Genomic DNA, 19,717 nt, shown 5'->3' on the forward strand with positions numbered 1-19,717 from the left:
AAGGGCAACAACTCGAACGGCCAGGGCCAAGGACGTGTCGCGAGGTGAAACGACAGGATAGCAAAGGCCGTTCTTGACCGGAATTCGGCCAAACGGCCTAGGTTTGGATGCCGTCGAGTTGGGTTAGACTCGAACCCACATCAAGTCAGGTCCGGGTGGCCCTATATGGGAACTCGAGATCATGCCGGGACCTGAGACACCCGAAGACCCGGGCAGCAAACTAGGAAGTCGATGCGTTACTCGCTAGAAATCAGAAAATTCATTTATAGCCAGTACTTCTTCGGTGGCTTGCGGATCGCGCTCGGCGTCTCGTTGCCGGCCATCCTGATGTTGACCGTATTTCACAATCGTGAACTCGGCTTCACCATTGCGACGGGCGCGCTGGGTGCGAGCGTCGTCGACATGCCGGGGCCGTTGAAGTACAAGCACAACGAGATGCTGGCGTGTACGGTGATCGGCTTCTTGTCGGCGCTTGCTACCGGCATCGCGAGCGCGAACGCGGTGACGCTGTGGCTGACCGTCGTACCGCTCACCTTCGTGCTGTCGCTGGTGGTGGTGTACGGCAACCGTTGGCCGCAGATCAGCTTCGCCACACTCTTCATGATGATCGTGACGCTGGAAGAGCATTTCACGCCCATGCAGGCGCTCGTCAACGCTTCGTGGATCCTGCTCGGCGGTCTTTGGTACACCTACTGGGCGACGTTCGTCAGCCGTTCGCTTGTCTATCGGATCGAGCGCCAGGCGTTGGCGGAAAGCGTATTCAGTTGCGCCGAGTATCTGCTCGCGCGCTCGGCTTTTTACGATCTCGACGCCAATTTTGACGAGTGTTACCGAAAATTGATCGAAAAGCAGATCGCGGCGGTCGAGCGCCAGGACGCGGCGCGCGACATCGTGCTGCGCAACTTGCCGAAACTGAGAAGCGGCAAGCTCGATGCACGCCGCGTCATGCTCTTCAACCTCTTCATCAACGTGGTCGACCTGCACGAGATGTTCGTGGGTGCGCACACCGACTACCCGCTCGTGCGCAACACCTTTGGCGGACAGGACATCCTGATCTTCTACCGCGACCTGATGAGAAAGTCCGCGCTTGATCTGGAGGACATCGGCCTGGCCGTGCTGCAAAACCGGCCGGCACGGGCACGCATCAACGTGAAGGCCGAGTTGCGCGCGATCGAATACGAACTCGACCAGATGCGCCGGCACGAGGTCCCGCAGAAGAACCCGGAGGCCTATTCGGCGGTGTCGTCCGCGTTCAGGAGGCTTTGGAGTGCGACACGGCTGATCGACAGGATGCGTCGCCAGACGCGGCACGATCCGGGCATTACCGAGACGGTGATTCGCGTCGATCCGACCTTGTCGCGTTTTGTGTCGAGCCGGCGCGTGCCGTTCATGCAGATTTTTTCGAACCTGACCATGGCCTCGCCGAGCTTCCGGCATGCGCTGCGCGTCACCATTGCAGTGGGCGTCGGGTTCTGGCTCGGACGGCTGCTGCCGCTCACCAACGCGTACTGGATCGTGATGACAACCGTCATCATTCTCAAGCCCGGGTACTCGCTCACCAAACAGCGAAACGTGCAGCGGATCATCGGCACCGCTATCGGCTGCGCGGCGTGCGTCGGGTTGATCCTGGTGGTAAAGGACCCGCACGTATTGCTGGTCGCCATGTTCGCCTGCATGGTCATGAGCTACAGCCTGCTGCTCTTCAACTACACGGCGAGCGTGGTGTTCACGTCGGCCTACGTGCTGCTGATGCTGCATCTGCTTGCGCCGGGCGGCATGCGGCTGATCGGCGAACGGGCGATCGACACCGTCGTTGGATGCGCCATCGCGATTGCCGCCAGTCATCTGTTTCCGTACTGGGAATACCGGCTGATGGGCAAGCAGGTGCGCGACATGATCGGCGCCATGCGCAATTATCTTGAAGCAAGCTGGTGGTGGACCGGCAAGCCCGGCGCTCAGGCGGAAGCCAGGAGCGCGGCGGACGCCAATCTGTTCGCGGATGCCAACGCAGCAACGGCGCAAGCAGCGACGATTGCGCTTGCGCAGGTGGAAGCCGGTAAGGCGGAACTCGCGACAGCGGGGGATGCTTCCTCACCCGGCGCGATAAGTGGCGACGATTCCGGCAGGTCACCGGTCGTGAGCAACCCGGCGGCCGCTTTGGCTGAATCGGCGGTATCTGCGGTATCAGCGGTATCGGATGGAAGCAGTGCTGCAGCGCAAACCCTCCCGGACGCAACGGCAGTACGGCTTGAACCAGCCGTCGCTGAAGCAGGTGAAAAGCCTCCGGCCGGGGCATCGAAGAAGAAAGCCGTCCCCGGCGAAAGTGCGACCGTGACCGCCATTTCTGGCGCCTCCGCCGCGGCAGCTGTGGCAGCGGAGGCGCTCGACAGCGACTTCCGCTATCGCCTCGCGCGCAAGAACGTGCATATCGCGTTTGCGAATCTCGGCCAGGCGTTTCAGCGCATGATGCTCGAACCGAAAGCGCAACAAAGGTTCGTGCCTGAACTCAACGATCTGCTGATCCGCAGCCACGTGCTCGCGTCGCAAATCACGGCGGCGGGGCCGTTGTTGCAATCGGTAGGGAAGTCCGCTGCGGGGCATGCCGCGCAACCCGTGCAGCGCGCGCTGAGCGTTATCCGCGACAATCTAACGCAGGCGCAGGACGGCGTGCCCGCTCCCGAAGATCAGGCTGAGCAGTCAAAGCTGCTCACGCGCGAACTGGATTCAATGGTGGTTGCTGCGGAGCGCGCCCAGGATATTCCGGCCGATGCCGTCCAGGATCTGAAGCTGCTCGCGCATCAGTGCAAGCAAATGCTGACGGCGTCACTGTTGATTCGCAAGGACGCGAGCCTGATCAACCTGCCGGAGTGACGGCTGGAGCATCGCCGCCTGATGCAACGCCACGCATAAGCGGCAAGCCGCAACAGCGTTACTGGGAAGCGCCCGTCGCAGGCGCGGCGGGTGCCGCGGCGCTCGCGGCCTCCTGCGGATTCTCTCTTTCGTACTCGCGCTTGTCACGGATCGCGTTGAAGAACAATGTGCCGATCACAAGCAGCACCACGACCACGATGAGAATACTGATTCCGAAGGTAGGGTTCTTCCGCGTCGGGGCCTTTTTGCGGCGGTCATCGGTCATGAAATCGAAGCTCTGAGTGGGATTGGACGAAGCGCACGATCTTACCCGACATGGATTTCAGAAGGGTTGCGCCAGCCTTGCGTCCATCTCGCAGGATGCGTTCCACATCGAGCTCACAACCTCAGTTGCCGGTGACCCCGAGTGGCGCGCGCACAGGCAGCGCGGTGGAATACTTGATCTGTTCCATCGCGAAACTCGAACTCACGTCGTAAAGCGGTACCGCGCGGATCAGCGTCTTGTAGACACGGTCGTAGTCGTCGATATCCGACACCACCACGCGCATCAGATAGTCCGTCTCCCCGCTCATCCGATACACCTCGACGACTTCGGGAATGTCGCGCACCGCGCGCGTGAAGTCCTCCGCCCAGGTCTGCGTGTGCTGATTCGTCTTCACCGCGACAAAAACCGTTGTCCCCACCCCCAGTTTGCGCGGATCGCACAGCGCGACCTGCGCGCGAATCACGCCGGTTTCCTTCAGCCGCTGCACGCGCTTCCAGCATGGCGTCTGCGAGAGATTGACGCGCGTCGCCAGTTCGGCAATAGGCATTGTCACGTCCTCTTGCAGCAGCTCCAGCAACTTGCGATCGATAAGGTCCATGCCCACAGCCCGCCCCTTATAGGAAATTATTCTACTTTTCCGTGCCTTGACGAAATTATATGGAAACTTTTTCCACATGCAAACCGGTATAAAAGAGGTACGGCTTTCTGCTCCTTTCTCCTTGATTGCGCCTCCTTGACGAGCCTCGCCATGACTCTTGCCACGACTCCTGCCATTGATACACGATCACCGCTCGCACGCTTGTCCGAAGCACTCGATCAAGCCTGCCGCCTCGATCCGTCCTCGGCGGGATTCGCGCTTGGCGTGCGCTCGGCGCTCCATGACTTGTCCCGGGAAGCCGGCCTGTTATCGGACGCGCAGCGTGAAGGCGGGCCGGATTGTTATCGCCGGCATTTGCTCGCGGCCGATCCGCTTGGCCGCTACGCCGTTGCCGCACTTGTCTGGCAAGCCGGTCAGGCAAGCCCGGTGCATGGTCATCACACGTGGTGCGCCTATACGGTGATCGAGGGAACCCTGTCCGAGACACTCTACGCGTGGGATGCGGACGCGAACCGGGCAGTTGAAACACGCCGCCACGAGCGCGCACGCGGCGCGGTGTCATTTGTCGGCGCCGGCCGTGGGGCAATTCACCAGTTGGGCAACGCCTCGGCGGCCGGACAGACCGCCGTCTCGCTTCACATCTATGGCGTGCCCGGCGCGCGCATCTCGACACACGTCAACGACCTCGTGATGGTTGCCGCCTAGCGCGTCGACGTCAGGTCAGACGGGAACAGCCGCGGAACTACCCTACGCTTTCCCTGGCTCGGACGCCGTCGGAATCTGCGGCGGCACTTGCACGGATTGATCGGTCGGCGGCGGCGCGGGCTGGGAGTTGTGCGAAATATCGCGGGCCATGGCTGCCGCGCTGCGCTCCACCGGCGACAACGGGGCCGCTTCTGTCAGCTCCTCGACATCGTCCAGAACCGTGTCCATACCACCGGATTCCCGCGATACCCGCAGTTGCATCTGCGGCACCGGAACGTCCATGCCGATCTCGTCCATCTTGCGCTTGACCCTGACGTTAAATGCTCGCGCGACGCTCCATTGCTTCAGCGGCAGCGTCTTGATCTGCCCTTTCATGACCATCCAGTTGGGATCGAAACGGTCCAGTCCCCACACTTCGATCGGTCCAAGCATCTCGCGCCGGTACCGAAAATCGGCCATCAGTTCCGCGCCGACCTCACGAATCATCTGCGTGATCTGGTCGACGTCCGCGGAAAACGGTATCCGGACTTCGAACACCGCATAGGCAAAATCGCGCGACAGGTTCTTCACCACCTTGATCTGCGAAAACGGAATGGCGTGAATAGCGCCCTGCCCGTCGCGCAGCCGCACGGTACGGATGGTCAGGGTCTCCACCACGCCCGCATGGCCGCCGTCGACCTCGATCGAATCGCCGACAGAAATGGTGTCCTCGATAATGATGAAAAGTCCCGTTATCAGATCGGCCACCAGCGACTGCGCACCAAAGCCCACCGCCAGCCCGATCACGCCGGCGCCGGCGAGCAGCGGCGTCACGTTCAGCCCGAGATTGGCGGCGGTAATGATCGCGGCGACAGTCAGCAGGCCCACAAACACGACGTTGCGGATCAGCGGCAGCATGGTGCGCGCACGCATGCTCGGACCACGCCCTTTACCGCGCGGCGTGTTCGGATTCAGCGCCTCCTGAATCCCCGTATCGATCAGGATCCACACCAGCCAGGCGATAAGAATAGTCAGCAGGATTGCGCTCACGGCATGCGTGATGCCACGTGCAGCAACGCTTTCCTCCGCCAGTTGGGTGAGCGAAAACCCCCAGAAACGCGAAGCGAGTTCAATGAAGGCCACCCAGATCATCAGCACGATCATGCGGCCGAAGAACTTGAAAAGCCGCCGTACATACGCCGATTGCCGGCGCGTCTTGCGCTGCGGCAGTCGCGTGACGCGCAACACAACTGCGCTGAGAAACAGTCCGACCACCAGCAAGCCGGCGGTGGCGATCGCCATCTGCAGCACGTTCTCGGAGGTCCCGATGCCCGCCAGCGTCGCGATCACCGAAGCCGATGCGAGCAGCAGCATTGGCACCTGCCAGAGCGAGCCGACCACCTCGAACGTTTCGGTCGCGGCCTTGTGCTGGCTGCGCTGTTCATACGAACGGCTGCGGATCAGATGGGACACGGGCCGCCGGAACGCCAGCGTGAAATAGCCGGTCAGGATCGCCGCTCCCATGTTCGCGACCGTCGACAGGAGCCCTGACAGATTCGTGCCGAGCTGTTGCGCCACGTCGTAGTTCGACGCGGCGTCGCCGAGTGCGCCGAGCGTACCGATCAGGAACAACAGGCGACGCGCATGCAGGATCAGCAGATGCACCGCCACCCGGCGATGCGCCGAGCCGAACAGCGAGAACATGATCAGGCAGATCGATGAAAACACGGCGCCCGCGACGATTGCGTACGCCGTGACCATGGCGAGCGTGCGGCCGAGCGACACGGGCATCAGCCGCACAAAAGTCAGCGCCGCGATAAACGCGAAAAGGTAGGGCCCGACCCGCCGCAGCGTGAAGATCAGAAGCTCGCTGGTAGTCGGATTGGCACGGAGCCCGAAATGAACGTTGTAACGCGTGTGCAAGTACCGCTGGAAGTAGACCAGCAGGAAAGCGCAAAGGCCCCAGCCTGCCAGCATCAGGCAATAGTTGGACAGCGTGTGGCCAAAACTCTCGCGGCTCTGGCCCGAGACAATGGTGAAAAGCTCATTGCCTGCGGCGTTCAGGCGGCCGCCCCAATAATTAAGCGGCGTGCGGCCACGGCTGAAGTCGTCCTCCAGGCTCGACAGCCCCGACGCGATCGCCCCGAGCAGCCCGGTTTTCGGCGTGATGGCGGCAACGACCGCCGACGCCGCCGACGATGAACTCGCCGACGACGCCGCAGCCACCTCCGGCAGCACCGCCGCGCCGGAGCCGCCGGACGCGGCGGCTGAGTCGGCCGGTTCTGCGGCGGCCTGGACGTCACGCTTGGCGTCGCGAAGCTTTTTCAACTGCGCGACCAGCGCCGTGCGTTCCCGGTCGTTGTCCAGAGTGGAGATGACCGTGTCGAGCGAGCGCGTCAGATCCGCGTCGCTGGCCGGGCTGGCCGTAGCGTCCGCTGTACCGGAAGCCGCCGCGGACGCTGAGCCCGGGCTGGGTGCCGCCGGTTTGTTGATGAGTTCCTGGAACGACGGCAACGTGAGCGCCGGAGGGGCAGCGTTAGCGTTCGGGGAGAAAACAGAGAGCGCCGAGCTGACCAACGCGGCCAATACCAGCGCGACAGCAAGCGCCCGGATGCGGCTTGGTTTCATGGCGGTGCGCAATACGCAAAAAAGGTAAAAGACCGCCAGTTTAGCCGCTGCGCCGAAATTATCTTTAGACAAAACGGTCACGCAGGTAACGAGATGTTAGCCCGGGGACACCGCAATCACGGCGTTGAAGACCGTTGCATACTCCATGGCTCGAGCCGGCGGCCACCTATTTGTCCATATCCGTGCGCGCATTTCCAGGGTCCGGCGAGGTAGCGGACGAACTGCCCGAACTCGTTCCCAACGCTCCGCTCGCCGCGCTTTGACCTGTCGCCGAGCTCGCGGACCAATCCTGCAACTTGCGGCCGGCGGACTGCAGGCCCGCGCCGGTGTCGCTCGCTGCATTGACAATGGCCGCGTTTGTCGCGCTCGCCGCGCCTGCCAGATTCGCTCGTGCTGCTGCGGCCACACCGCTCGCCGACATATCCGGCAAGGTGCCCGCGGACTGCAGGTTCTGCTGCGCGGACTGCTTGATCGAGTCGACTTGCTGGCCGACATAGTTCGCAGCCTGATCATATTTCTGACCGGCCTGGCTGGCTACATTGTTCAACGCGCCCGCGGCCTGCCCCGCCGCGGCGTCGTGCTTTTCGCACGCGGCGAGTAGTCCGAGCGCAACCACAGCACCGGCCAGCCGGTTCATCCAGTTCTTTTGCATCGTCATTGTCCTGTTGGGCGAGCGATCTGCCGTCGCCCGATTTTCACATCCGTCACATTCACCGCTTCAACGGCTCATTCAGTGCTCATGATAACCGTGCGCGCCAGCCTGCTTCCTTTCAGCACAGCGATGCTGGCCGTTCGGCCAGGTTTCAGGCGCGTTCCGGACAAATTCGCAGCAACGCCATCGGCGCCACTCCACGACATTCACAATCGGACCCGCTTTAAGACCCTTCTGATTCATTTCATCGACAACGCTTCTTATAGTGCGGCCATCCCTGAATTCGATAGTGAAGTGTTGCCATGATCCTGATGAACCTGCTGGTTGCCCTCGTCGCCGGGCTGATCCTTTTCGAGCCGTTCACGCGCACGCCAATGTCGCGTTCAGTGCGTTTTTCCGGCTATCGCAACCGTGCCAGACGCGCCTTTGCGCAAGCGGGCGCGGCGCTGGTCGCGTCGATGGTCGTTGCCACCAGCAATCCTTCGCCGCAGCAGATTTCGCCTGTGCTGGTATTCGGCAGCGCGGCGGTATTGGGCATAGCGAGCATCTATTGGACATTGCGCGGCCGGCGCTTGCTGAAACCCGGCAAGATGTTCGCCGCACACCGGTAGGCGTATTGATCGGGGCATGAGCCCTTCGCCGGGTCAACCACCCTGCACATACCCGCGCCTCTCACGATGCCCTTTCGTTTCGGAAGGGCATCGGCTTATTGGCAAAAGCATCAGGATCCTTTAGTTCACCCAAAAATACTAAACATACGCGGCGAACGAATTGGAAAGCCGTGAGATAAGGTAGCGTAAGTACTTGCGACGCGTACGCGCCACATGCAGCGTCTATCCTCTCCTGCATCGGGGCAAGATCAGTACCGGGCAACAACGCTTCTCGACACGTGAACGCAGATGGGCAATCAGGACGGTGGCATCCTGAACATGGTCGGGCGCGCCTTTGACAGGCAAAAAAAAGGCGCTACGTTGCCGTAGCGCCTTAAAAGTTCTAGCCATTCCGAGGGCCGTGCTAGAACCTGAGAGCTGGTTATCGATCGCAATTCGACGCGCGCAACTGGCGCTTCCGGAGTGCTTTCGAAATCGGGTTCCATTTTTTACGTTATGCGAAACCTAGTCAAGCGAAATTTCGAGGATTGAGCGACTATCTGACCGTAAGGTACGCTGGTTTGATGACAAAAACGGGTCCAGCAAATGCACGTTTTGGATTGCTGGTTGATACGATTCCGGTGAGCGGTGGCGCGCGTGCTCAGTCAGCTTCGACGAACGGCGTCTCCGGCCTTTCCAACGAAACCAAGTTCCGAAAAATAATGCATACCACTGAGAGCCGGCCTGTAAGCCGGGAAAAGGAAAAAGGGCGTGATGGGGAAGAAGTCGTCGCGTTGTCGCGAGGCCTCGATGTGCTCCGGCGAATCGCCGCTGCCGACGCTCCGGTCAGCAATCGTGAACTAGCTGAATGGACGGGTATTCCCAAGCCGACCATCTCGCGGTTGACGGCGACTCTGGTGAGCGCCAATTTGCTGTTTCAATTACCCGACAGTGAGCGTTTCGTCCTGACGGCTTCGGTCCTGGAGTTGAGCAACGGCTTCCTGCGCAACTTCGACATCCGGGCGCGGGCACGGCCGTTTCTCATCGAACTGGCGGACCGGACCACACTAAGCGTTCATCTGGCCGTGCGCGACAGGCTGGACATGGTCGTCATCGATACCATCCGGCCACGCTCGGCCGTGCTCGTGTCGCGACTCGAAGTGGGCTCGCGGATGGATCTGGGACGCACGGCGGTCGGGCGCGCGTATCTGGCGGCGCTCGGTGAACCCGACCGGGCCGGTCTGCTCGACAGCCTGCGGACCGCTTCGGGCGACGACTGGCCCAGTATCGACGGTAGCCTGAAGCCGGGTCTGGAAGACGCGGTGCGCCGTGGCTTCGCGATCTCCACCGGCGAGTGGCATCAAGGGCTCAACGCCGTTGCAGCAGGCTTTGTAGGGCCGTCCGGGCAACGTTACGCGGTCAATTGCGGTGGCGCCGAATATCAGGCGCCGCGTGACGCGCTCCTGAACAAGGTCGCTCCAGCCTTGCTTGAATGCGTCGCGAAGATCACGCACGAGATCGGCGGAACACCGTCCGCGCGCCTGAGCGAGTAACGCACCCGGCCTCGCGCCCGATGGGCGGCAAAACACCGGTCGCCGTGCGCCCGCATCAGCGACATCGGGACATTTCACCGCCCATCGGTGCTCGTCGTTACCTATCGGGGCCCGTCGTTTCATTACCTCGCGCATACTCGTCGCCGCGAAGCGTCTCCTGCTTCGCGCGTCCCGGCGGCGCAGGCTCTTTGAGCACGGCTTGCCGTGGCTTCGCCTGACTCGCAAACGTACAACGCGATACGATCCCGGCCGGCGTTCATGCCCCTCCCGCGCGTTGATTTCGTTTTGCCTTCCGTCCCGGCGGGACTCGTAACGTTCGTAATCAATCGAAAGAAAGATAGCTGGACTGCAACGAAGCGCGGGACGTAGCATCACACTTCGCGCGCGGCCCAGCTTTCGATACTTTCACTCACGTGAACCCTGCGTAAGCGCACCGTGCACCAATGGCATGTTCGCCGCCTGATTCGCGTACAGTGCGGGACGTTAATCCAAAGGCGCTCCCGGCACGCTTCAGAAGCGTCAGCGCGAACGCCTGCACACCAATCCGCCAGCACCTCAAGACAGTTTCCAAGCCCACCGACTCACCGAGCCACTGAAACGATGGACGAACAGAAAAAACACCCAGCACCACCGCCGCGCTCTGACACCCGTTCGCCCGTATCCCAAGCCTCGACTCCCCCTGTATCCGCCTCCCGGTCCCGCCGGCGGCGGCTTGTATGGATCGTCGTCGCGATCCTGATCGTGGCGGGCTTGTTCGCGTGGCATCCGTGGAATCGCGGCGGTGCTGACAACTCGCAGCAAGCGCGGCAGGCAGGCGGGGGCCGGCGTGGTGGCGGCGGTCCGGGCATGGCGGCTCCGCCGCAACCCGTGCATGTCGCGACGGTGACGCAGGGCGAAATGCCGGTGGTGATCAACTCGCTCGGGACAGTGACGCCGCTGGCGTCGGTGACGGTCAAGACACAGCTCAACGGCACGCTGCAGGACGTTGCGTTCCAGGAGGGCCAGATGGTCAAGAAGGGGGACGTCCTGGCTCAGATCGATCCGCGCCCCTACGAGATCTCCTTGCGCAATGCACAAGGCACGCTCGCGAAAGACCAGGCGCTGCTGCAAACCGCGCGCCTCGACCTGAAGCGCTACCAGATGCTGCTCTCGCAAGACTCGATCGCGAGCCAGCAAGTGGACACGCAGGCCTCGCTCGTCCAGCAGTACGAGGGAACGGTCAAGTCGGACCAGGCGAACGTGGATACCTTCAAGCTCGACCTGACGTATGCGCGCATCACGGCGCCGGTGTCAGGCCGTGTCGGCCTGCGCCAGGTCGATCCGGGCAACTACGTGACGACCGGCGACACGAACGGCGTGGTTGTCATTACACAATTGCAGCCCATCAGCGTCATCTTCACCACCTCCGAAGACAACCTCACCGCCATCCTGAAGCCGCTGCATGCGGGCACGAAGATGTCGGTGACCGCTTATGACCGGGCCAACACCAAGTCGCTCGAGAGCGGTTATCTGGAAACCATCGACAACCAGATCGACACCACCACGGGCACCGTCAAGCTGCGCGCGACCTTCGACAACAATGAAAGCATGCTGTTTCCGAACCAGTTCGTGAACACGAAACTGCTGGTCGATGTGATCAAGGACGCGGTCATCGTGCCCACGCCCGCTGTGCTCAACGGTTCGTCGGGCGCGTTTGTCTATGTGGTGAAGCCGGACAATACGGTCACCGTGCGCAATGTGAAGATCGGTCCGGTCGATGGTGAACGCACCAGCATCAAGACAGGTCTGGAAGTGGGCGAACGCGTGGTGATCGACGGCTCCGACCGCCTGAAGGAGGGCGCGAAGATCACGATCCCGGCAGAAAAGCCCAAGGCCGCTTCCAGCTCTTCAGGCGCGGCGGCTGCATCGGCTGCTTCGGGCGCGCAACGCGGCCACCATCGCAAACAGCCGCAGTGATGCGCTCATGATCCATAACCGCACTGCACCCGCATGAATCCATCGCGTCCTTTTATCCTGCGTCCGGTCGGCACGGCGCTGCTGATGGCGGCAATCATGCTGGTCGGCCTCGTCGCGCTGCGCTTCTTGCCGCTGTCCGCGCTGCCCGCCGTCGACTATCCGACCATCCAGGTGCAGACGTTCTATCCGGGCGCGTCGCCGGATGTGATGACCACCTCGGTCACCGCCCCCCTTGAAAAGCAGTTCGGGCAGATGGCGAGCCTGAACCAGATGTCGTCGCAGAGTTCGGCGGGCGCATCGGTCATCACGCTGCAATTCAGTCTTGACCTGCCGCTCGACATCGCCGAACAGGAAGTCCAGGCGGCTATCAACGCAGCGGGCAACCTGCTGCCGTCCGATTTGCCCGCACCGCCGATCTACGCGAAGGTGAATCCTGCGGATGCGCCCATCATCACGCTCGCGATCAGTTCGAAGACCCTGCCGCTCACGCAGGTCCAGGATCTCGCCGATACCCGTCTCGCGCAGAAGATCTCGCAGGTCGGGGGCGTGGGGCTGGTGTCGGTCAGCGGCGGCAATCGGCCGGCTGTCCGGATCCAGGCGAACACGCGTGCGCTGGCGTCGTATGGCCTGAACATCGACGACTTGCGCACCACGATCTCGAACCTGAACGTCAATACGCCGAAGGGCAATTTCGACGGCCCTTCGCGGGCCTACACGATCAACGCGAACGACCAGCTCACCGACGCCAGCGCTTACCAGAGCGCGGTCATCGCTTACAAGAACGGCCGGCCGGTGATGCTGACGGACGTTGCCACGGTCGTTTCGGGACCGGAAAACACCAAGCTCGGCGCCTGGGTGGACAACACGCCGGCCATCATCCTGAACGTGCAGCGCCAGCCGGGCGCAAACGTGATTGCAGTGGTCGACGGCATCAAGAAGATCCTGCCGCAGTTGCAGTCCGCGCTGCCGGCCGCGCTCGACGTGCGGATCGTCACCGACCGGACCACGACCATTCGCGCGTCGGTGCGTGACGTGCAGTTCGAACTGGCGCTCTCCGTGGTGCTGGTCGTGCTCGTGATCTACCTGTTCCTCGCGAACGTCTGGGCCACGCTGATTCCGAGCTTGTCCGTCCCGGTTTCGCTGATCGGTACGCTCGCCGTCATGTATCTGTGCGGCTTTTCGCTCGACAACCTTTCGCTCATGGCATTGACCATAGCGACCGGTTTTGTCGTCGATGACGCCATCGTGATGATCGAGAACATCGCCCGTTACGTGGAAGAAGGTGAGGCACCGCTCGAAGCAGCGTTGAAGGGCTCGAAGCAGATCGGCTTCACCATCATTTCGCTGACCGTTTCGCTGATCGCCGTGCTGATTCCGCTGCTGTTCATGGGCGACGTAGTCGGACGCCTGTTCCACGAATTCGCGATCACGCTGGCCGTGACCATCGTGATTTCCGCGATCGTCTCGCTCACGCTCGTGCCCATGCTGTGCGCCAAGCTGCTGCGCCACACGCCGCCGAAGGAGAGTCACCAGTTCGAAGCGCGCGCGCATCAGTTCATCGACTATGTGATCGGGCGTTATGGCGTCGCGTTGACCTGGGTGCTCGACCGGCAGCGCTCGACCCTGGTGGTCGCGCTGCTCACGCTTGTGCTGACCGCCCTGCTCTACATCTGGATCCCGAAAGGCTTCTTCCCGATCCAGGATACCGGCGTGATCCAGGCGATTACGCAAGCGCCGCAAGCCGCCTCCTACCAGGCAGTGGCTGAACAGCAGCAAGCGCTGGCCGCACAGATCCTGAAGAACCCGGACGTTGAAAGCCTGACCTCGTTCATTGGCGTGGACGGAACCAATATCACGCTGAACAGCGGCCGGATGCTGATCAACCTGAAACCTCGCGACGACCGCAGCAATACCTCGAGCGACGTGATCCGGGCGTTGCAGAAAGACGTGGAGAACATTCCCGGCATCCGGCTCTACATGCAGCCGGTGCAGGATCTGACGATCGATTCCACCGTCAGCCCGACCCAATACCAGTTCATGCTGACCGACCCGAACTCGGCGGAGTTCGCGCAATGGGTGCCGAAACTCACGGCGCGGTTGCAGCAATCGCCGGAACTGGCGGACGTGGCGACCGACCTGCAGCAGAACGGGCAGTCGGTGTATGTGGAGATCGACCGGTCGACGGCTGCGCGCTTCGGCATCACGCCGGCTACTGTGGATAACGCCCTCTACGACGCATTCGGCCAGCGCATCATCTCGACCATCTTCACGCAGTCGAATCAGTACCGCGTGATCCTGGAGTCCGAGCCGACGCAGGCGCACTACAGCGAGACGCTGAACGGCATCTACCTGCCGTCCTCCACAGCAAGCGCGGGACAGGTGCCGCTGTCGGCCATCGCGACTTTCCATGAGCGCGCAGCGCCGCTGCTGGTCACGCACCTCGGCCAGTTCCCGGCAACCACCGTCTCGTTCAACCTCGCACCGGGCGCTTCGCTTGGCGCAGCCGTGAAAGCGATCGATCAGGCGCAGAAGGACATCGGCTTGCCCGCCTCGTTCCAGATCCGTTTCCAGGGCGCCGCGCTGGCCTTCCAGGCGTCGTTGTCGAACGAACTGTTCCTGATCCTGGCCGCGGTCGTCACCATGTATATCGTGCTGGGCGTGTTGTACGAGAGCTTCATTCACCCGATCACCATCCTGTCCACGCTGCCCTCGGCAGGTGTTGGCGCACTGCTTTCGCTGATGATCAGCGGGCACGATCTCGACATCATCGGGATCATCGGGATCGTGTTGCTGATCGGCATTGTGAAAAAGAACGCGATCATGATGATCGACTTCGCGCTCGAAGCCGAACGCGAGCAAGGCAAAAGTCCGCGCGATGCAATCTATCAGGCGTGTTTGCTGCGCTTCCGTCCCATCCTCATGACCACCATGGCCGCGCTTCTCGGCGCGTTGCCGCTGATGCTCGGCTGGGGCGCGGGGTCTGAACTGCGGCGCCCGCTCGGGATTGCGATTGTGGGTGGTTTGATCGTGTCGCAAGCGCTGACCCTGTTCACCACGCCAGTGATCTATCTCGGCTTCGATTCGCTCGCGCGCCGCGTGCGTTCGCGTTTCTACCGGAACGCGCCGCCCGGCCCGGCGAGCCCGGTGAGCGATCAGGAGTAAGCGCATGAACCTGTCGCAACCGTTCATCGCGCGCCCGGTCGCTACCACGCTGCTGGCTATCGGCATTGCGCTCGCCGGCCTGTTCGCGTTCACCAAGCTGCCGGTCGCGCCGTTGCCGCAAGTGGACTTTCCGACCATTTCGGTCCAGGCGAGCTTGCCCGGCGCGAGTCCGGAAACTGTCGCGACCAGCGTAGCCAGTCCCCTGGAGCGTCATCTCGGCTCGATTGCCGACGTCACCGAAATGACGTCGCAAAGTTCGGTCGGGTCGGCGCGGATCACGTTGCAGTTTGGCTTGAACCGCGATATTGACGGCGCCGCGCGCGACGTGCAGGCCGCCATCAATGCATCGCGTGCCGATCTTCCCACGGCGCTGAAAAGCAATCCTACGTATCACAAGGTCAACCCCGCCGACGCGCCAATCCTGATTCTCGCGCTCTCCTCCCCCACGCGTACAGCCGGTTCGCTTTACGATTCCGCCGCGACCGTGCTGCAGCAAACGCTTTCCACCGTGCCCGGCGTGGGCGAAGTGGACGTGAGCGGCTCGGCAAATCCGGCCGTACGGGTGGAGCTGGAACCGAACGCGCTGTTCCACTATGGCATTGGCCTGGAAGACGTCCGCGCGGCGCTGGCGTCGGCGAATGCGAACAGCCCGAAGGGCGCCATCGAGTTCAACGGCACCCACTTCCAGCTTTATACGAATGACCAGGCGAGCAAGGCCGATCAGTATCGCGACCTGGTAGTCGCTTACCGGAACGGCGCGCCGGTGCATCTGCGCGATGTCGGTGAAGTGGTCGATTCCGTCGAGGACCTGCGCAACCTGGGCCTGATCAACAACAAGCGCGCCGTGCTCGTGATTCTTTACCGGCAGCCGGGCGCGAATATTATTGACACCATCGACCGCGTGAAGGCGATGGTGCCGCAACTCCAGGCCGCGCTCCCGGCCGACGTCGAGATCACGCCGACCTCCGATCGCTCGACCACGATCCGTGCGTCGCTGCACGATACCGAGTTCACGCTGATGGTCGCGGTGGCGCTGGTCGTGATGGTCGTGTTCCTGTTCCTGCGCAACTGGCGCGCGACGCTGATTCCAAGCGTGGCCGTGCCGATCTCGATCATCGGCACCTTCGCCGCGATGTACCTGCTCGGCTTCTCGCTCGATAACCTCTCGCTGATGGCCTTGACCATTGCGACGGGGTTCGTGGTCGACGACGCCATCGTCGTGCTTGAAAACATCTCGCGGCACATCGAGAACGGCGTCCCGCGCATGAAAGCCGCCATACTCGGCGCGCAGGAAGTGGGTTTCACGGTGCTGTCGATGAGCATTTCGCTAGTCGCCGTATTTATTCCTATCCTGCTGATGGGCGGCATTGTCGGCAGGTTGTTCCGTGAATTCGCGTTGACATTGTCGTTGGCGATTGCCGTTTCGCTGGTCGTCTCGCTGACGGTCACGCCCATGATGTGCGCGCGTTTGCTGCACGAACCGCACAACCAGAAACCGCCGGGCCGGTTTTCGCGCTGGCTTGAACGCCAGTTTGTGCGGATGCAGAACGAGTACGCGCGCACGCTCGGCGTGGCGCTCGGGCATCCGAGGATCGTGTTGCTGGTGTTGCTCGCGACTATCGGGTTGAACGTGTACCTGTACATCATCGTGCCGAAGGGATTTTTCCCGCAGCAGGATACCGGGCGGCTTGTGGGCGGCATTCAGGCCGACCAGAGCACCTCTTTCCAGGCGATGAAAGGCAAGTTTTCCGAGATGATGCGGATTGTCCAAGCCGATCCGGCTGTCGAAAGCGTCGCCGGTTTTACCGGTGGTCGGCAGACCAACTCGGGCTTCATGTTCATTTCGCTGAAAGCCAAGAAGGACCGCAAGGTGTCGGCTGAAGAGGTGATCCAGCGCCTGCGCGCGCCGCTTTCCGAGGTCGCGGGCGTGCGGACCTTCCTGCAAGCCGTGCAGGACATTCGCGCGGGCGGACGGCAATCGAATGCGCAATATCAGTTCACGCTGCTGGCTGATTCCACCACCGATCTCTATACATGGGGGCCGAAGCTCACCGACGCCCTGCTCACCCGCCCCGAACTCACCGACGTCAATTCGGACCAGCAGCAAGGCGGCCTGGAATCGTTCGTGACAATCGACCGGGCGACGTCCGCGCGCCTGGGCATCCAGCCGGCGCAGATCGACAATACGCTCTACGACGCATTCGGCCAGCGCCAGGTGTCCACCATCTACAACGAGTTGAGCCAATACCACGTGGTGATGGAAGTCGCGCCGAAATACTGGCAAGACCCGGAGATGCTCAAGCAGATTTATGTGAGCACGTCGGGTGGCACCGCGGGCGGGGCGGCATCGACGAATGCGACCACGACGACATCAAAGTCCACGAGTTCCAGCAGCAGCGCTTCGTCCACCGACACCACCAGCGCGCTGGCGCTGGCGTCCATCCGCAATGCCGCGACCAACGCCATTGCCGCAAGCGGCAAGTCCAGTTCGTCGTCGGGTGCGGCTGTATCGACGTCGCAGGAGACCATGATCCCGCTCTCGGCCATTGCCAAATTCGAACCGGGCAACACGCCGTTGTCCGTGAATCACCAGAGCCAGTTCGTAGCGTCGACGATCTCGTTCAACCTGCCGCCCGGCAAATCGCTCTCCGACGCCACCGCCGCCATCTACGAGACGATGGCGACCATTGGCGTGCCCAGCACGATTCACGGCAGTTTTGCGGGCACGGCGCAGCAATTCCAGGATTCCACCAAGGACCAGCCGATCCTGATCCTGGCCGCGCTGGCTGCGGTGTACATCGTGCTTGGGATTCTGTACGAGAGTTATATCCACCCGATCACGATTCTCTCGACATTGCCGTCGGCGGGCATTGGTGCGTTGCTCGCGCTGCTGCTGTTCAAGACGGAGTTCAGCATCATCGCGTTGATCGGGGTGATCTTGCTGATTGGTATTGTGAAGAAGAACGCGATCATGATGGTCGACTTCGCGATCCAGGCGCAGCGGCATGGGGCGGCAACGTCGCGCGAGGCGATCGAGCAGGCGTGCTTGCTGCGCTTCCGGCCGATCATGATGACGACGGCGGCGGCATTGCTGGGTGCGTTGCCGCTGGCGTTCGGCACGGGCGAGGGATCGGAAATGCGTGCGCCGCTGGGGATCGCGATTGTGGGCGGGTTGATCGTGAGTCAGTTGCTGACGCTTTATACAACACCGGTGGTTTATCTTTATATGGACCGGATCCGGATCTGGTCGGAGCAACGGCGCGCGCGCAGGGGTCAGGCAGGGCCGGCTCGCGTAGTTGAGTAAATCGAGTAAATTGAGTAACGAGGTTTGCTCGCGGGGGCGGGCGCCTCCCGAGTGCATGGATTCCAAAAATCGCTTACCGTTTTAGCTCCTGCCCACAAACAGAAGGAGCGAACCAGCAATGAAAGTCCTGCTTATCGGCGCGCACGGCCGGACCGGCCGCCACATTGCACGGCAACTACGCGCCGCATCCCTCCCCTTCAAAGTCTTGCTGCGCAAATCCGCACACCGTGGTGAGTTCGCCGCACTCGGCGCCGAAATAGTACTCGGCGATCTGACACACGATTTCTCCCATGCATTCGACGACGTCACGCACGTGATCTACGCCGCCGGATCAGCGGAAAACGAAGGTGTGAACGAGGAACGCGCTATCGATCGCGACGCTGTCCAGCGCACCGCCGACTACGCGAAACGCCGCCGGACAAAGCAACTGGTGGTGATCAGCGCGATCTCCGCGTACTGGCCAAAATCCAGTCCGCTTGCCCTCAAGCACTACTCAAAAATGAAGCGCGAAGCCGACGACTATGTCCAGGCAAGCGGCGTCCCGTACGTGATCTTGCGACCAGGACCACTCTCCGACGACATCAGCCGCGGCACGATCGCGCTCTGCGCCCAACGTACCGCAGATGCAGCACCCGTTTCACGCGAAGACGTTGCGTGCATGGCGGTGGACTGCATTAAACGCGAGGTGCGCGACGAAGTGATCGGGTTTGTTGGCGGCGAGGTGCCAATAGACGACGTCCTTGACGCGCTTCAGACAGCCCCGACCAGCCGATAACCCACGCCCGTCTCGGTGACAATGTGTTCCGGCTGCGCGGCATCGCGTTCAAGTTTCTGCCGCAGGTGCGCCATGTAGATGCGCAGATAGTGGTGGCTCTCCACATGCGATGGGCCCCACACCTCGCGTAGCAACTGGCGGTGCGTCAGCACGCGGCCGGCATGGCGCACCAGCGTGGAAAGCAGCCGGTATTCGATGGGCGTCAGATGCACGGGCGCACCGGCACGCGTGACCTGGCGCAGGCCCAGGTCGATGACTACGTCGCCGAATTTCACCAAGGGCGATTCACTCGACGCCGCCTGGTTGCGGCGCCGCAAATGCGCCCGGATCCGTGCCATCAGTTCCGACACGCCAAACGGCTTGGTCAGGTAATCGTCGGCGCCCGCATCGAGCGCTGCGACCTTCTCCTCTTCCTGCGTACGCGCCGACAGCACGATCACCGGCAACTCGGTCCAGCTTCGCAGTTCGCGGATCACGTCGAGGCCGTCGGTATCGGGCAAACCGAGATCGACAATGACCAGGTCCGGCTTGCGCGTCGCCGCTTCCACCAGCCCCTGCTTGCCGGTTTCCGCCTCATGCACGGCAATGCCCTCAGCCTCGAGCGACGCGCGCACAAAACGGCGAATCTGCTTCTCGTCCTCGATCAGCACAACAGTGAGATTAGGTTCGCTCATGGGGC

General features: G+C 62.1%; 13 protein-coding genes. 8 read left to right on the forward strand and 5 right to left on the reverse strand.

From position 1 onward, the window contains the following. The first annotated feature begins 231 nt into the window (after positions 1–231). The gene (locus tag AWB69_RS19960) at positions 232–2,871 is read left to right on the forward strand and encodes an FUSC family protein (protein WP_062087863.1); all 2,640 of its coding nucleotides are present in this window, start codon (positions 232–234) and stop codon (positions 2,869–2,871) included. A gap of 58 nt (positions 2,872–2,929) precedes the next feature. Here the strand turns inward: AWB69_RS19960 and AWB69_RS19965 are convergent, their stop codons facing one another. Both AWB69_RS19965 and AWB69_RS19970 read right to left on the reverse strand, forming a co-directional pair. Further along, on the reverse strand, positions 2,930–3,136 hold the full coding sequence (locus tag AWB69_RS19965) for a hypothetical protein (RefSeq protein WP_062087866.1): 207 nt from the start codon (positions 3,134–3,136) through the stop codon (positions 2,930–2,932). 121 nt (positions 3,137–3,257) lie between these two features. After that, on the reverse strand, positions 3,258–3,740 hold the full coding sequence (locus AWB69_RS19970) for an Lrp/AsnC family transcriptional regulator (RefSeq protein WP_062087868.1): 483 nt from the start codon (positions 3,738–3,740) through the stop codon (positions 3,258–3,260). Positions 3,741–3,884: 144 nt separating this feature from the next. Between AWB69_RS19970 and AWB69_RS19975 the strand changes: the two genes are divergently transcribed. Further along, the gene (locus tag AWB69_RS19975; RefSeq protein WP_082913484.1) at positions 3,885–4,439 is read left to right on the forward strand and encodes a cysteine dioxygenase family protein; all 555 of its coding nucleotides are present in this window, start codon (positions 3,885–3,887) and stop codon (positions 4,437–4,439) included. Positions 4,440–4,481: 42 nt separating this feature from the next. Here AWB69_RS19975 and AWB69_RS19980 read toward each other — a convergent pair whose 3' ends face one another. After that, complete coding sequence (locus AWB69_RS19980) at positions 4,482–7,046, reverse strand: mechanosensitive ion channel family protein (protein WP_082913485.1); 2,565 nt, start codon at positions 7,044–7,046, stop codon at positions 4,482–4,484. Between the two features lie 166 nt (positions 7,047–7,212). Continuing rightward, a complete protein-coding gene (locus AWB69_RS19985; protein ID WP_156528907.1) occupies positions 7,213–7,698 on the reverse strand; it encodes a hypothetical protein in 486 nt (161 codons plus the stop codon). A gap of 302 nt (positions 7,699–8,000) precedes the next feature. Here AWB69_RS19985 and AWB69_RS19990 point away from each other — a divergent pair, with 302 nt between their 5' ends. From AWB69_RS19990 to AWB69_RS20015, 6 genes are all read left to right on the forward strand, one after another. After that, positions 8,001–8,309 carry a hypothetical protein gene (locus tag AWB69_RS19990; protein ID WP_062087872.1) on the forward strand — a complete coding sequence of 103 codons (309 nt, stop codon included), beginning with the start codon at positions 8,001–8,003 and terminating at the stop codon, positions 8,307–8,309. A 701-nt stretch (positions 8,310–9,010) separates the two neighbouring features. Continuing rightward, positions 9,011–9,841: an IclR family transcriptional regulator gene (locus AWB69_RS19995; protein WP_062087953.1), complete on the forward strand. Its 831-nt coding sequence runs from the start codon at positions 9,011–9,013 to the stop codon at positions 9,839–9,841. Positions 9,842–10,441: 600 nt separating this feature from the next. Then, a complete protein-coding gene (locus tag AWB69_RS20000; protein ID WP_062087874.1) occupies positions 10,442–11,797 on the forward strand; it encodes an MdtA/MuxA family multidrug efflux RND transporter periplasmic adaptor subunit in 1,356 nt (451 codons plus the stop codon). Between the two features lie 33 nt (positions 11,798–11,830). Then, positions 11,831–14,959 (forward strand): MdtB/MuxB family multidrug efflux RND transporter permease subunit, encoded by a 3,129-nt coding sequence (locus tag AWB69_RS20005; RefSeq protein ID WP_062087876.1) that lies wholly within the window; start codon positions 11,831–11,833, stop codon positions 14,957–14,959. A 4-nt stretch (positions 14,960–14,963) separates the two neighbouring features. Further along, positions 14,964–18,263, forward strand: a complete 3,300-nt coding sequence (locus tag AWB69_RS20010; RefSeq protein ID WP_062087879.1) for an efflux RND transporter permease subunit — start codon at positions 14,964–14,966, stop codon at positions 18,261–18,263. 118 nt (positions 18,264–18,381) lie between these two features. Further along, positions 18,382–19,038, forward strand: a complete 657-nt coding sequence (locus AWB69_RS20015; protein ID WP_062087881.1) for an SDR family oxidoreductase — start codon at positions 18,382–18,384, stop codon at positions 19,036–19,038. Here the strand turns inward: AWB69_RS20015 and kdpE are convergent. Then, complete coding sequence (kdpE, locus tag AWB69_RS20020) at positions 19,014–19,712, reverse strand: two-component system response regulator KdpE (protein ID WP_062087883.1); 699 nt, start codon at positions 19,710–19,712, stop codon at positions 19,014–19,016. The two genes, AWB69_RS20015 and kdpE, sit on opposite strands and share 25 nt — an antisense overlap. Positions 19,713–19,717: the final 5 nt, after the last annotated feature.

The sequence above is a fragment of the Caballeronia udeis genome (assembly GCF_001544555.2).
GTDB lineage: Bacteria > Pseudomonadota > Gammaproteobacteria > Burkholderiales > Burkholderiaceae > Caballeronia > Caballeronia udeis.